Genomic DNA, 15203 nt, shown 5'->3' with positions numbered 1-15203 from the left:
GGATTACCCGCCGCATCAGTTGCTGTAGCCATCACATCGTAAGTGCCATCAGCTAAAGCATTAGCCGCAGGAATAACTAACGTCCACGTATCATCACCGTTATCGGTTAAATTTCCGTCACCTTCGGTATATGTAACTCCATCAACCACAACAGTCAAATCATCAACTGAATCAGCTGTTCCGGTGATTGTTGGAGTAGGGTTATCGGTAACTAAAACATCTACCGTTGGAATCGTGGGATTATTAAGATCTAGTGTATATAACTGAGTAGTAGCAACTGTAGTCTCACACAACAATAGGTTTTGAGCAGTCACTTCAGCTTCTACGGTAAGATCATCATCGGCTACCAATTGTGCTCCCGCTACATCTACTGAAAAAACTAAGCCTGCAGCTACTGTAGTTGGATATTCAAAAGTATTTACTGTTACTACAACAGCATCGCCTACTTCTGCATCGCCCCCTACACTACCGGTTAAGGTAATTGCAGTACCTGCTTCTGCTGCATTGATGATATTATCTGCAGTTACTGCATCTAGAGCTATCGTTGGCTGTGGCCCTCCATCAAGCTCTACATCTACTACTTTTAAATCGCCCGGTGCATTCTCACAACCCGTTACCGCATCTACTAAACTTACATAAACTCTAAACGGACTGTCAGCCTCGGTTAAACCTTCTACTTCAAGTTCTCCATCTGCATTTATTGTATATGTGATACCATCCTCAACCAATCCATCTGTGATTGGAAGAGTACCGTTAGCATCCAGAAAATAATTGAAGCTTCCGTTTAAAGTAGTAGTTGGTACTATGTTTAATATTTCAGGAATACATATAGGAAGGTTTAAGCCCAATACTGTGATATCTCCTGATTCAGGCAATGGATTTACGGTAACTTCTACTGCTACACGAGCGGATTCTTCGGCACAACCCGTTACAAATGAAGACACATAAAAGGTAGTATCTTCAGTCAAAACTGGTGTGGCAAAAGTATCTCCACTAGCTACTGTCTCAAGCAAGTTACCTCCGGTTGGTGCATCATACCAGCGTAATTCTGCTCCGGTAGTAGCAGTAGTTGCTACTAAATCTGTGGTACCTCCCTCACATACTTCTACGTCCTGAGACGCAGCAGCAATTACTGGAAGACCCGAAGTAACTGCCACGTCGTATAAATCTAATCGTTGAAAAAGATTAACTCCTAAAAGCGAATTATAACGTACCACAATACGATCTACAGACCCTGCAACATCAAATGGAACTTGAGTAACAGCTCCGCCTTGCAATAGTCCTAGCAAATCAAGATTTAATAGGGATGAAAGACTCGACGTAGAAACTAATGTAGGTCCATTGTAAGCTTCAAATATTATATTATTAGCAACACCCACTGCTAATAATGTAGGGTCAACTCTTAAACTAATTTTAAAATCTTCAGTAGGTTGAGAGGGTGTCTCAAAATATATAATCTGCTCAATAGAAGCAGCTACATCAAGAACACCCAGACTTAATTGAGAAAAGGTTAAAGGATCTGAATCAATAGCATTCTCAGGATCTATCACTCCCGCACCTCCTAATTCTATTAAATCAAGATTTAATCCATCTCCATCAAATGAAGTAAAAGCAGGTTCATTACAAATACCTACCCCTGACGAATAAAAAACACCTCTTACATCTAGCGTTCTTGTATTTCCCAAACCTAATAAAGAACCTATACTATTAGTAATACGGATACTGCTATACGATTGAGAAGGAGTCATTGCTATAAATAGTTCTCCGGCTGCATTAGTAACTACCCGAACTCGGGCACTATCAAAAGTATTAGGATCTGTTGAATCTGCACTTAAAACTACAGTAGAACCATTTTTTGCTTCAACTGTAAACTCTTGATTACCTATGAGTACCGTGCCCAGTACATCACTCAGTAATTCGCCCAAGCCGCCACCAAGAAGTACTCTCAATAAATCATCTTCAGTATCAATTCTTATAAAACTTGTTGTATTTGCCGGTACGGGTGAAGTATATCCTACTTCAATATAGCCGTCATACGCTCCTATACCCAAAGCAATACCAGAGTTTGCTCTTACGGTTGCAGCTGTAGCAAGATTTCCATCGTGTGCTGCTGCAGCGTTAGTTACATGCCCCGCAACAGGATCAACATCTATAAGTTGGGTCGCGAAGGTTTGTGTTTGAGCAGCAATCCCACCACTACATAACAGTAGCAGTAAAAAAGTAATTCTGAAATAAAAATTTCGATAAGTAAAGTTCACCATAGTACAAGTGTTTTAGTTTGAGAGGTTTAAAAAACATTAAAATTTGAACAAAAGAATTCTACACCGAAAAGCTCAAATGCTTATCAGTCAAATCATTAGTATTCTTCTTTTACTTAGGGGGGGGTAAAAAAACCTTAAATCTTTAAATGAAAATTTAAAGTTGGGCTAAAGGTTGAACGTTTACTCTGGAGAAGGAGTAATTCAAGTTATTTAGAATAAAATTAGGAATTCAATCCGCATAAGGCACAATACTATCGATAAAAAGCTTTGGTTTATCGTTTTAGTCAAGCAAATTGATGATTTTATACAAGTTTATTATTTTGATTTATGTCAAAAATCTATTAAAATTCAAACAAATTTCAATGAATTTTACAAGTAAAATAAATTTTAAAATTCTGATAATCAGAAGTTATTTGTTTTTAAACGATGAAGACTTGCTTTTAGTGTAAACTAAATTTTTAGTTAATTAATTTAGTAAACACCTCTAACAAATAATGTAAGATTTAACTTGTTAAATATTTACCTGTTCCTTTTTGGTCTTATAATAAGTCGTAAATCTTGATTCTTACTTAAGTACTCTGTAGACCAATTGTAGAAGGTACGCACTCGGTTTCTATAATCTATAAGCGCAAAAAGATGTACAAATAACCAAATAAACCACGCAAAGAAGCCATTAAAATGTAAACTGGGTTTCGGTAGATCTGCGACAGCTTTACTACTTCCTATAATAGCCATAGAACCTTTATCTGTATATTGAAAAGCTTTAGTTTCTTTCCCAGCCTCTATTGCTTTTAAGTTCTTAGCCAAAGCACGACCCTGCTGCATAGCTACCTGAGCTAATTGAGGATGCCCTTTGGGAAAATTAAGATCTGTTGTACTAATTGACGAATCTCCTAAAGCATATATAGTTTCAAAACCTTGTACTTGATTAATACCGTTTACCAAAATGCGATTTCCGCGCTGATAGACTTCATCAGGTAAACCATTAAACCGGTAACCGGTAACACCTGTTGCCCATATCAAGTTTTTACTGTAAATATGGGAACCGTCTTTCATCATCACTTTTTCACCATCAAAATCTACAACACGTGTATTGAGCAAAACCTCAACACCCATTTCTTCTAATTCTTTAAGTGTATACTGCTGGCTTTTCTCACTCATAGGCGATAACAACTCCCCTCCTCCATTTATTAAATAGATTCTAGATCCACTACCTACTAATTCCGGGAATTCTTTTCGTATCGTATTGTTACGCAACTCTGCAAATACGCCTGAAATCTCTACACCGGTAGGGCCTCCTCCTGCTATCACCATATTTAAATACGGCAAGCGTTGCGATTGATCGGGTATTCGGGTAGCCTGCTCCAGACGTTGCAATAATAAATTACGCATCTCAAGAGCATCTTCAAGCGTTTTCATAGGTATTGCGTGCTTCTCTATCTGGTCAAGACCAAAGAAATTAGTTTGCGTTCCTGTAGCTAGAACTAAATAGTCATAACTAAGTTCTCCATTATCTAAAGTAATTGTTTTTGATTTAGGGTTTACTTCTAAAAAAGTCCCCATTCTAAATCTGAAATTTTGCTGATCTCTAAATAAATTCCTAAATGGAAAAGTAATACTCGAAGGATCTAAAAAACCGGTTGATACTTGATACAATAAAGGAGGAAAAAAATTGTAATTATTCTTATCCACTAAGGTGATTTCAAAAGCTGAAGACTTACAAAGTTTTCTGGCAAGATTGATACCAGCGAAGCCTCCTCCTATTATAACAACGTGTTTACTCATAATGATGGTTAATTACCCTCGAAATTAGTGGTTTTTAAAAAGATAGCTTCTGTTTTATGCTAATTTTAAAACTTCTAGATGACTCATTCTAAAAAGCATTTTCACTGCTCAAGTCTTCTATAAAAAATTATTCTAGATTAGAATAATTATGTCTTAAACTAACAGTAAATCCCAAAAGTTTAAATTAAATTTACTGTATGAATTATTGCAATATTCGTATAAAAACCAAGCTGTAATCGATTGTAAAAAGCATTTTTTATAAATTTTCGGCTTAAAACATTATTATTCTACATCAACTACGACCACCAGAAAATTATGGAAAGACACACCACGTTAGGCGAATTTATCATTCAAAACCAAAAAGATTTTCCCTACGCAAAAGGCGAACTTTCGTCACTTTTAAGTGCGATTAGGCTTGCCGGAAAAATGGTTAATCAAGAAATCAACAAAGCCGGACTCGCAGAAATACGCGGAAAAGCCGGTAAAGAAAACGTGCAAGGCGAAGTACAAGCTAAGCTAGACATTCTTGCCAATGACATGTTTATAAGCACCTTGCGCGATCGCGGTGATATCTGCGGGCTTGCCTCTGAAGAGCTTGAAGATTTTATTGTTTTTAACGAAGAACGCCATAAAAACGCCAACTATGTAGTGCTTATAGATCCGCTTGACGGTTCTTCAAATATTGATGTAGATATTACCGTAGGTACTATTTTTAGTATCTATCGTCGCATCAGTCCTATAGGTACTCCGGTGACATTAGAAGATTTTATACAACCGGGTATCAATCAGGTTGCTGCCGGGTATCTTATTTATGGTACTTCAACAATGCTGGTTTATACCACCGGTAACGGTACACACGGCTTTACTTTTGATCCTGGTATTGGGTCCTTTTTTCTCTCACATCCTAATATGACATATCCTAATTCCGGAAGAATTTACTCTGTAAATGAGGGTAACTATGTACACTTTCCTACCGGAATCAAGAAGTTTATACGCTGGGCGCAAGAACTGAATGAAGAAGAAAGTCGTCCATTTACCTCTCGATATATCGGTTCACTTGTAGCAGATTTTCACCGAAATATGTTATTAGGCGGCGTATATCTCTACCCTACAGGAACTACATCTCCTAAAGGCAAACTGAGGCTTTTATATGAGTGTAATCCTATGGCTTTTCTTGCTGAACAAGCAGGTGGTAAAGCTTCTGATGGTTATGGTCGTATTATGGAAAGAACACCTTCTGAATTACACGAGCGCGCACCTTTTTACTGCGGCTGTAAGACTGAAGTAGAAAAGATTGAATGGTTTTTAAACCAAGAAGATTAATTAGTGTTTAAATCAATTTTGAGAATCCGGGGTGTAGAAAAACATTTCGGATTTTTTTTATTCTAGTTTTAAATTGAAACTTCAATCTTATAAAGCAACGGGGTAAAAGCTTTTGAAACAACCAGCACCTGATCACCTATGGCTAATTTTGACGCTTCTTCGTGCTGAACTACAACCTTAACCACATCAGTATGAATTCGTACCGTAACGATACCAATAATCTCTTCTTGCTGAATTTTTAAAACCTCACCGGTAAACTTGAATTTTCCGCTTAGGTTTTGTTCTATAAAAATAGTTTCCGGCGTTCCTTGCTTGAGTATTTTTCCTTCTTCTAACTGATATACATGATCTGCTAACTTAACGATCTCTCCAACATCATGAGAGATCAAAATTGTAGTCAATTGAAATTCTTGATGCACTGTTTTTAAAAACCCCTGTAGCTTATGCCGTATTGCGCTGTCTAAAGCTGCCAGCGGTTCATCTAACAATAAAATTTTCGGTTTTTGTACTAATGCTCTGGCAAGGGCTACGCGTTGCTTTTGACCTCCACTCAAGCTTTCGGGTTTACGGTTTTGCAGTTGACCCAATTCCATTATTTCAATGAGATCTGAAATTGAACTATTTGTCTGATTTTTCGCTTTCGCGAAATTTAAATTCTCTAAAACCGTCATGTGTGGAAACAAAGCATAATCTTGAAACACGTAACCTACTTTCCGCTTTTGCGGACTCCAATTGATTTTATTTTCGGCATCAAACCACGTTTCATCCTCAACACATATTTGACCAGAATCGGGTTGCATCAAACCACTGATCATTCTTAAAGTAGAAGTTTTACCTACTCCAGATGGACCGTAAAGTGTAATAAGTTGTCCACTTTCAATATTTAAATTTAACCGAAGTGTCATCGTTCCTGTTGCTGCCTGCAATTCTTTATTGATATCTAGTTTTATCATTTCCAGAAGTGTTTAAAGTGGTTGCCGTTAACAAGGTAAACTGCAAGTAGAATGCAAAAAGTTATAGCAAACAAAACGAATGAATAAAAATTAGCCGCATCGTAATTCAAGGCTTCTACCTCATCATAGATTGCGATTGATGCAACTTTAGTCTTGCCGGGAATGTTACCACCTATCATTAAAACCACACCAAACTCCCCGACTGTATGCGCAAAAGACAGCACAATACCGGTAAGCAAAGCAGGTTTGATTTGAGGTAATTGAACTTTTAAAAGCGTTTCCCATTTAGACTTCCCCATAACAAAAGAAGCTTCGGTAATTGATCTTGAAATACCGCTCAAACCTGATTGTATAGGGTGAATCATAAAAGGCAAACTGTAAATCACAGAGGCAATCACGAGACCGCTAAATGAAAAAACCAGTTTAACGTCCAACCATTCATCAAGCCAGTTTCCGAATGTATTATTCGGACTGAAGACCATTAAAAAATAAAAACCTAAAACGGTGGGCGGTAAAACCAGTGGCATACTTACCAAGGTTTCCAAAACAGGTTTTATTCGAGATTTTGTATTGCTCAACCAATACGCGATAGGAACACCTATTACAATCAAAATTACTGTGGTAAACAAAGCCAACTTAAACGTCAAAAGAAGTGGTTCCCAATTCATAACGCCTGCAGCATTACTTCGTTTAATTTCACCATCGCAACCACGGCATCACCAGTTTTTAAACATAAAGTTTTAACGGCGTTTGTGCTTACGATTGCGTTAAGTTCACCCGTGATTGTTCTAAGATTTAGTTTGCTGAGTAATTGACCACGTTCAATCTTATTAATTGAAGCAGGAATTTGATTTTGCAAGCTTATTTTGGTTTGAGAATTGGTGCCGATGATGACTTCAGTTTCTTTGAATACTAAAACTACTTCCTGCCCTACTTTTAGATATGCAGCTGTTTTAGGTGTGTCAATCACAATAGCTTTCAAAACGAGTTGTGGCGTAACTTCAACGTGCGCCAATGTTAGATTTCCACTGACTTCTATTCTCGAAATATTTCCGTTAAGCCTATTCATTTACCGAATATCCAAATTCTAAAAGAATTTCTTGTGCTTCTTCAGTAAAAATATATTCATAAAAAGCTTTAGCCGCTTCATTGACTTGCTCTCCTCTTTTTATCAAAACAGCTGCTTGCTCAATGGGGCTATATAAACTGTCATCGACTAAAATCCAGTTTCCTTTAGTTCGAACTTCTGAAGCTTTAACCACAGAAAGTGCTGTAAAACCAATTTCGGCTGCGCCGGAAATGATAAACTGATTGGTTTGTGAAATACTCTCACCATAAACCAATTTTTCTTCTAAATGCTCGTATAATTCTTTTCGCTGAAGCGCATTAACTGCTGCTAAACCATACGGAGCTGTTTTAGGATTTGCGAGTGCTATATGTTTTACTTGAAGATTTGAAAGGGTTTCAAATGAAGGCTGAAGTTTTTCGTCTAAAGACCAAATAACCAATTTTCCATAAGCATAAATCTTTGGTATATCATAACTAAAACCAGCGTCGTATATGGCTTGTGGATATTTGGTATTTGCCGCGACAAAAACATCGTATGGAGCACCTTCTTTTATCTGTGCGGTTAATTTACCCGAAGAAGCAATAACAAATTCGCAAGCAATATCTGTTTGACTAGAAAACCTATCTGCTAACTCTTGCATCGCAAATTGCATATTAGCTGCTGTAGCTATGGTAATGGTATTTTTATTTGATCTTTTCGCGCAAGCGGAACAAAAAATAAATAGTACTACTAAAAGGAATTTTAAACAGCGTAGAAGCATCGGTGAATTTAGTAAATGAAAATTATAAATAGACTAACTTAATGCTTTCTATGCAAGCTTTATTTACGAATTCTAAGATAGATCGATCTCGTTAATAATCACCAACGCATCTAATCTCGCTAATCAATAAATGCCAAACCTATAAAAACTTTAATATCTATGAGCTCTTCGGTTGTGTCTGCGAGTTTGATACCATTGCTTTTTTGCTCTATAAATTGACAAAAGTGCAATAAAACTCCAGATTACATTGGTTACCAACGACGGTATTGCTTTATAATAGAAACAATTTATTGCTACCAAAATTCCACCTATAAGATTCATTAAAATACACCATGTACTAAAATCTTTATTTTTTACAAGTGTTAACGCGTAAGACAATACGACTAAAATGGAGCCTAGCCATCCTACTATATCGATGAATATCTTCATAGCCCTTTGAGTTTTTTTGTGTTCTATTCGTTCACTAGTAGTTTATCCATTCGGGTTCTAAAATCTGTTTCTGCCATTTTAGCTTCAAGCTGTTCTAGTTGTTCTAGCAATTGTTTATTGTGATTTAAAAGCTCCTGAAGCGCTTTTTCTCCAGCTTCCCAATATTTCTGAAATTTGGGCAGTTTTTGTTTGGCCTTTTGTGATAACATTAAATCGTATTTTCGTTTATCTTCAGCATCTACAACTGAATCTATATATCCTTTTTTCTTCATTTTATTAATGAGCTTTACTATTGCCGGATGCGATAATTGCAATGCTTCAGCAAGCGCTGTAACCGTCATCGTTTCATTCTTTTGCAACAGTAAAAAAATCATATGCCAGTTAGGCTCTATATCTTCATCATATTCTCTATACAGGTCTCGTGTTTGATACATAAAAGCATCACTCAAGCGTTTTAAACGCCCGGTAAGCCCTGAATACCCCATCTCCAATAAAAAATCTTCACTCATAACACATTTACGTAACTGGTTACGTAAATTTAAAATTCATAGAAACTTTGTAAGTAAATTGTTTGTTAAATTTTAATCAGTTAATAATCGTATTCCAAAGAAAACTAAAAAGCTCCCAAACCATCTGGTTTGGGAGCTTTTTAGTTTATAGTAGTAGAAATTATTAATCACAATTACCGGAAGCATCACAACTTTGACCTTCTAGCACTTCAAATTGAGCTATTTCCTGCTTTCCATACCATTCTGTATAAGCTTTACTCAATACATTAGAGAATTGTTTTTCTGGCTGCGCACCAGATACTGCATATTTTCTATCAAAAACAAAAAACGGAACACCGTTTACCCCTATAGCTTTTGCTTCGGCAACATCTTGCTCTATATAGGCTGCAAACTGTTTTTCTTTTAAAGTTATTCTGATCTCATCGACTTTAAGTCCTACCTCCTGACCTAAGCCTATAAGAGTGTCTACATCATCTACATTTAAACCATCTATAAAGTAAGCTTTTAGCAAGCGCTCTTTCATTTCATTCTGCAAGCCTTTTTGAGCTGCAAGATGAATCATTTGATGGGCATTGCGCGTATTTGCAACCACAACTTTATCATAGTTGTATTCAAGTCCAGAGGCTTTTGCCATGCCCGTTACATTAGCTAGCGCTTCTTTAGCTTGGCTAGCAGACATACCTTTATATTCTTGTAAAAAATCAACACTATTGATACTGGTATCAGTCTGTAAGTTGGGGGATAACGCAAAACTTTTCCAGATTACTTCTACACGGTCACGATGTGAAAACTGCTCAAGAGCTTTATCGAAATTACGTTTACCTATGTAGCAAAACGGACACATAATATCACTCCAAATTTCTACTTTCATCTTTTCAAATTCCATCATCTTTAATTCAAGGGTTCAGAAAATTGGTCGAAAACAGTTGTCAATACTAACATCAAATGGCAGATTTAATTAACAAAAAAAGCAGCTTTTCAACTGCTTCTCCTTATTTCAAAAAATCTTCTCTTGCAGGATTAAACGAATCGATTAGGATTCCAGATTCAAGACATTTAGCTCCGTGCGGTGTATTTGGTGGAACATAAAATCCGTCTCCGGCTTCTAAAATTTCGCTTTTTCCATTAATTGTGATCTCAAACTTTCCTGAAACCACATAGCTACCTTGCGTATGAACATGATTATGTATCGTACCAATAGCTCCTTTTTCAAACGTTACACTCACGACCATCAAGTCTTTGTGGTGTGCTACAATCTGGCGGGTAATACCGATATCGGCGTGTTCCCATTCTGTTTTATTAGTTTTAAAAAACACGTCACTTTCTTGTTTAATGCTCATTACTTATCTGTTTTGCATAAATTCTATTCCATTGATAACACCTCTTATTTCAGCCAATCCTTTAAGCCTGCCTATTGCTGTATAACCGGGATGTGCTAAGGGTTTCTTGAGATCATCAAGCATCTGATGCCCGTGATCTGGGCGCATAGGTATTTGCTTACTGTATTGTTTTTCGACTTCTAATAGTTCGTAAATCACGGCTGCCATCGGCACATCCCCATCCAAATGATTATCTTCATAAAAACTACCGTTAACATCTCTTTTTGTACTTCGTAAATGCACAAAGTGAATGTGCTTACCATAACCTTTAACAATTTGTACCAAATCGTTATCTGCCCGCGCTCCAAAAGAACCGGTACAAAAAGTAACTCCGTTATACGCGTTATCATTATCTGCCAATAAACGTTTAATATCTGAAGCCTTACTCATAATCCTAGGTAAACCAAAAAACGGATGCGGCGGATCATCCGGGTGAATTGCCATCGCAATACCAGAAGATTCAGCAGTAGGTAAAACTTCATCTAAAAAAAGCTTTAAATGCTCTTCAGCTTTTCGCTCGTCTATTGCTGAATAGCTATCGATAGCTTTTTGCAAACCGGCTAAGGTATATCCCTCTTCAGAACCCGGAAGCCCTGCAATTATTGCATCTTCTAATTGTTGTTTATCTTCTGACGTTGCTTGCTCAAAAAAACGTTTAGCTTCGGTAAGTATTGAATCGTTATAATCTTGTTCTGCGTTTTTTCGTTTTAAAATAAAACAATCAAAAGCCGCTAAATGAGACCAATCAAAACGTAGAGCGGTTGCTCCATTTTCTAGCGGGTAAGCCAATTGCGTACGCGTCCAGTCTAAAACTGGCATAAAATTATAGCAAACGACCTCAACACCTATTTCCCCAAGATTTATCAAAGAGGCTTTGTAATTGGCTATATGTTGTTTGAAATTTCCCGTACGGGTTTTCATCGCCTCTGTAATTGGTAAACTTTCGACGACCTTCCACTCTAATCCAGCAGCTTCTATTTTGGTTTTTCTTTTTTGAAGAGCTTCTAAAGACCAGACTTCACCGTTTTTAATTTCATGCATCGCATGTACCACACCAGACGCACCTGCCTGACGAATATCTTGAAGTGAAACGGGATCTTTAGACCCGTACCAACGCATTGTTTGAATCATTTTTTAAATTTTCTATTGAAATTAAACACCTGCAAATGCTTTAAACCCACCGTCTACCGTAACTACGGTTCCGGTTACAAAAGAAGCAGAATCGCTACACAACCAATGTATAGCACCGCTTAGATCCTCTGGGTTACCAAATTTACCCAGCGGAGTATGATCAATTATTTTTTCTCCACGATTGGTTAAGCTTCCGTCTTTATTGGTTAGCAAATCCCGATTTTGCTCGGTTAAGAAAAAACCAGGAGCTAAAGCATTTACCCGTATTGGATTCTCTTGTTTTTGAGCAAATTCTACCGCAAGAAATTGTGTCAAGTTTTCGATTGCTGCTTTTGCCGAAGCATACCCCATAACTCGGGTAAGTGGTAAATGTGCTGCAACAGAAGAAATATTCAAAACACTCCCAGTCTTAGACTTTTCCAATAATGGAAGAAAAACCTGTGTAGGCAAGAAAGTACCAGTATAATTGAGATCCATCACCTTACGCATTTCTTCAACATCTGCATCAGCCAGAGATTGCTCCGGTAAAATTAATGCCCCGGGCATATTTCCTCCAGCTGCATTAATCAAAACATCTATATAGCCCAGATGATCTTCAATCTCAGATTTTGCAGCAATTAAAGTTTCTTTACTCGTCACGTCTGCTAACACACCTGATGCTTGAAAACCTTCTTGTTTAAGAGCCTCTACCAAGTTATCTACTTTTGTTTTAGTTCTACCCAATATTACTACATGAGCTCCGGCTTTAGCAAGAGATCGTGTCATAGATTCCCCAAGCACGCCTGTTGCACCACTTATAACTATTATTTTATTTTCTACTGAAATCAGTGACTTCATATATACTATTTAGGTTAATATTTTTCAATCCTTTAAAGTAACAATATCTTGTTCTAAAACCTCAGGTTTGATATATTTTTCTAAAGATATATTTTGTCTAACAGTTTCTTGTAATGCTAGACTAGCAACTAATTTCGCTCCTAGATATGACAAGTGTGTATCATCATTTTTGTCTTTTTTATAATAAGGATTCTCTCCTTTTTTGAAGTGTAAATGTAATTTTTCAGACTCCTGAGATCCCCACTTTTTCTCTAATCTTTCAGTTAAAAACTGCATATCTATAAATGCTACCTCTAGATCTTTAGCAACCATACGTACGACCAAAGGATAATTGCCGTGAGTATCTTCAAGAGTACCATATTCATTAAACTTTCTTCGTACGATTGATGACATTAAAATGGGTGTGGCTCCTGCTTCTCTAGCCTCTTTTACATAACGCTCTAAATTATATCTATACTGTGTAAAAGGGTTGGTATACCGAGTGCTATCTTTAAACTTTTGATCATTATGACCAAACTGAATAAACACAAAATCTCCTTTTTTTAAAGAACTTAAGACTATTTCCCAGCGACCTTCAGTAATAAAACTTTTACTACTGCGCCCATTTAGCGCATGATTACTAACCTCTATATTTTCATCTAATAGTTCTGGCAGTACTTGTCCCCAACCATGTTCAGGATTCGTTTCTGGGTTTTTCTTATTTGACATAGTAGAGTCACCTATCAGGTAAATCGTAGGCTTATCTTGAGCAAAAAGAATTCCTGTTAAAAAGAAAAAAACAACAAATAAGGTTTTAAAAAATTGCATAACTATTCATTTAAAATTGAAAAAATAAACTCTGGTTTCCAGTTATCGTGACCCGCTAAAACATGAGCTTTTGTATAGTAATCAATCTCTTCTTCATAAAGTTGATGAGACCACCACACTCGTTTCTCTGGGTTTGCTCCGGCTCCTTTACTATTATATTCAGCATAAAAAACAGAGCGTTCTTTATGCGGAAACATTTTATCACCGTCCCATACTTCCCAACCATCAGGAAGTATATGAGCTCCTAAATCTGAATTGATAAATACTGTTTTAGCATAAGGTCTCCAAGGTCTTCCTAAATAGGCTTTAGTCACTCCTTCTGCTGCTGTGAGTTTACAATTAAGAAATACATAACCGTATTTTTGCTTAGCTGGTGTTGAAGCTGCAGTCACATATGAATTATTAAGACTATTGATTTCACAATGATCAAAAAATGCAGTCGCCTGACCAAAAATGAAATCGGTAGTACCTTCTATATAACAGTTATCAAATAGCACTCTATTATCTTCCCCTGCTGTATAAACCGTATCCTGACATCCTAGTATTTTACAATTTTTAAATATTGAACGGTCTCCTGCCGTATGCAAAGCAACAGCTTGACCTTGGTTACATGATGTATTTTGTATCGTTAAGTTTTCAGCATAAAAATCACGTCCTTCAACCTTTAAGGTATGTGAAGTAAAAGTGCTATGTATAAAACCAGTAAGTGAATCTATCTTACCAGAATAATCATTATTTACAATAACAACCCCATCTCTACTTTCTCCTACTAATACTATTTTACGCTTCCAGGCAGGCACTTCTATTTTTTCATTATATACGCCATTTTTAATATATATCTTGACATAATCAGGTCCTAAATCACGTGTGCTGCTGATGGCCTCTTGAATTCTTTGAAAATCACCACTACCATCTTTAGCTACTGTAATCTCACGATATATTTTTGCATCTTCCGCTTTGAAAACCCGATTTAAAAACGCCATGCTGTATTGCAAGGTGGATTCAAACCATGGTTGCATCAGCCAAAAAGAGTGTGGCGTATCTGGAATTGTATGCACTTCATTATAAATATTATTTTCGTCAAGAATGGAAAGCATATCATCTCTGCCTGCGTGAAAACGAGGCATCATACTATTTATAAATAATGTAGGAGGTGTATTTGCATCTACATATTCAAGAGGTGATGCTTCTTTCCAATTTTTAGGATTATCAGACTCTAAGCCATCAAGCCACTTACCTGCAATTTCCCCTTCTTCACTTTCAGGATGTATAAATGAAACAATCCCATCAACATTAATTATAGCTTGAATTGAATCTGAAACTTCAAAACTTTTACTATTGTAGACCGAAGATCCTCCGGTTACCCCTATCAATGTCGCAAGCTGTGCACCGGCTGAATTACCAAGTATAGCTATTTGCTTGGTATTTATTCCGTATATATCTGCATTTTGACGCATCCATCTAACAGCAGCTTTTAAGTCTAATACGGCTGCGGGGTATTTAGCTTCGCTACTTAAACGATATTCAGCAGTAACAGCTACAAAACCATTGTCTGCAAAATGCTGCGCCATAGGCCTAACATTCTCTTTGCTACCACTAATCCATCCTCCTCCAAAAACCAATAAAATTGTAGGCTTCATAATGCTTGTATCTTTCGGAAAATAGACATCTGCCTTTAAGTCTCTATCAGCTACAGTGTGATAAATAACGTTCTCACTTTTATTAAAATTTCCAGTTTCTAATTCTTCTATAGGTTTGATAAAAGGGTAATTGTTTTTTAACTTATCGTAGGTGGTTTTTATAGAGTATGGCTTTACAGCTGTAGATCTATTTTGAGCAAAACAAACTCCGCTCAATAAAAAGCAAAAAAGAACAATTTTAAATCTAAGTTGAATCATATTATTACTATTAAAATCTCTATCAATTAAACAGAAAAAAGCTTAACCGTAAATCGGTAAGC

At 36.7% G+C, this 15203-nt stretch carries 15 protein-coding genes; 1 reads left to right on the top strand and 14 read right to left on the bottom strand.

The annotated features are described in order from the left end of the window. Positions 1-2261, bottom strand: a 2261-nt coding sequence (locus BUB91_RS15690) for an Ig-like domain-containing protein (protein WP_139250538.1), incomplete at its 3' end; no start/stop codon positions are given. Between the two features lie 519 nt (positions 2262-2780). Beyond that, entirely contained in the window at positions 2781-4046 is a 1266-nt protein-coding gene (locus tag BUB91_RS15685) for an NAD(P)/FAD-dependent oxidoreductase (RefSeq protein WP_073100221.1), read from the bottom strand. A 315-nt stretch (positions 4047-4361) separates the two neighbouring features. Between BUB91_RS15685 and fbp the strand changes: the two genes are divergently transcribed. Continuing rightward, positions 4362-5369: a class 1 fructose-bisphosphatase gene (gene fbp, locus BUB91_RS15680; protein ID WP_073100220.1), complete on the top strand. Its 1008-nt coding sequence runs from the start codon at positions 4362-4364 to the stop codon at positions 5367-5369. A gap of 68 nt (positions 5370-5437) precedes the next feature. On the opposite strand, the gene BUB91_RS15675 is transcribed toward fbp, so the two are convergent. The 12 genes from BUB91_RS15675 to BUB91_RS21365 form a co-directional block, all read right to left on the bottom strand. Then, complete coding sequence (locus BUB91_RS15675; protein ID WP_073100219.1) at positions 5438-6322, bottom strand: ATP-binding cassette domain-containing protein; 885 nt, start codon at positions 6320-6322, stop codon at positions 5438-5440. Then, complete coding sequence (gene modB, locus BUB91_RS15670; protein ID WP_073100218.1) at positions 6319-6990, bottom strand: molybdate ABC transporter permease subunit; 672 nt, start codon at positions 6988-6990, stop codon at positions 6319-6321. Before modB ends, BUB91_RS15675 begins: the two co-directional genes overlap by 4 nt. After that, entirely contained in the window at positions 6987-7391 is a 405-nt protein-coding gene (locus BUB91_RS15665; RefSeq protein ID WP_073100217.1) for a TOBE domain-containing protein, read from the bottom strand. The genes modB and BUB91_RS15665 overlap by 4 nt, the downstream gene beginning before the upstream one ends. After that, positions 7384-8151: a molybdate ABC transporter substrate-binding protein gene (gene modA / locus BUB91_RS15660; protein WP_073100216.1), complete on the bottom strand. Its 768-nt coding sequence runs from the start codon at positions 8149-8151 to the stop codon at positions 7384-7386. The genes BUB91_RS15665 and modA overlap by 8 nt, the downstream gene beginning before the upstream one ends. Before the next feature lie 150 nt (positions 8152-8301). Next, positions 8302-8580, bottom strand: a complete 279-nt coding sequence (locus tag BUB91_RS15655) for a CBU_0592 family membrane protein (RefSeq protein ID WP_073100215.1) — start codon at positions 8578-8580, stop codon at positions 8302-8304. 23 nt (positions 8581-8603) lie between these two features. Further along, on the bottom strand, positions 8604-9089 hold the full coding sequence (locus BUB91_RS15650; RefSeq protein ID WP_073100214.1) for a MarR family winged helix-turn-helix transcriptional regulator: 486 nt from the start codon (positions 9087-9089) through the stop codon (positions 8604-8606). Positions 9090-9252: 163 nt separating this feature from the next. Beyond that, a complete protein-coding gene (locus BUB91_RS15645) occupies positions 9253-9960 on the bottom strand; it encodes a DsbA family oxidoreductase (protein WP_241652631.1) in 708 nt (235 codons plus the stop codon). A 121-nt stretch (positions 9961-10081) separates the two neighbouring features. Continuing rightward, the gene (locus tag BUB91_RS15640; protein WP_083557967.1) at positions 10082-10429 is read right to left on the bottom strand and encodes a cupin domain-containing protein; all 348 of its coding nucleotides are present in this window, start codon (positions 10427-10429) and stop codon (positions 10082-10084) included. 3 nt (positions 10430-10432) lie between these two features. Next, a complete protein-coding gene (uxuA, locus tag BUB91_RS15635; protein WP_073100212.1) occupies positions 10433-11599 on the bottom strand; it encodes a mannonate dehydratase in 1167 nt (388 codons plus the stop codon). 21 nt (positions 11600-11620) lie between these two features. Continuing rightward, positions 11621-12436, bottom strand: coding sequence for an SDR family oxidoreductase (locus BUB91_RS15630; RefSeq protein ID WP_073100211.1), 816 nt, complete (start codon positions 12434-12436; stop codon positions 11621-11623). Between the two features lie 24 nt (positions 12437-12460). Further along, positions 12461-13243: a rhamnogalacturonan acetylesterase gene (locus BUB91_RS15625; protein ID WP_073100210.1), complete on the bottom strand. Its 783-nt coding sequence runs from the start codon at positions 13241-13243 to the stop codon at positions 12461-12463. A 2-nt stretch (positions 13244-13245) separates the two neighbouring features. Beyond that, the gene (locus BUB91_RS21365) at positions 13246-15141 is read right to left on the bottom strand and encodes a pectinesterase family protein (RefSeq protein WP_073100209.1); all 1896 of its coding nucleotides are present in this window, start codon (positions 15139-15141) and stop codon (positions 13246-13248) included. Positions 15142-15203 lie beyond the last annotated feature (62 nt).

It is taken from the genome of Leeuwenhoekiella marinoflava DSM 3653 (genome assembly GCF_900129005.1).
In the GTDB taxonomy this organism is placed as follows: domain Bacteria; phylum Bacteroidota; class Bacteroidia; order Flavobacteriales; family Flavobacteriaceae; genus Leeuwenhoekiella; species Leeuwenhoekiella marinoflava.
The sequence above is the reverse complement of the archived record's forward strand: the minus strand, read 5'-3'. Positions and strand labels throughout refer to the sequence as shown.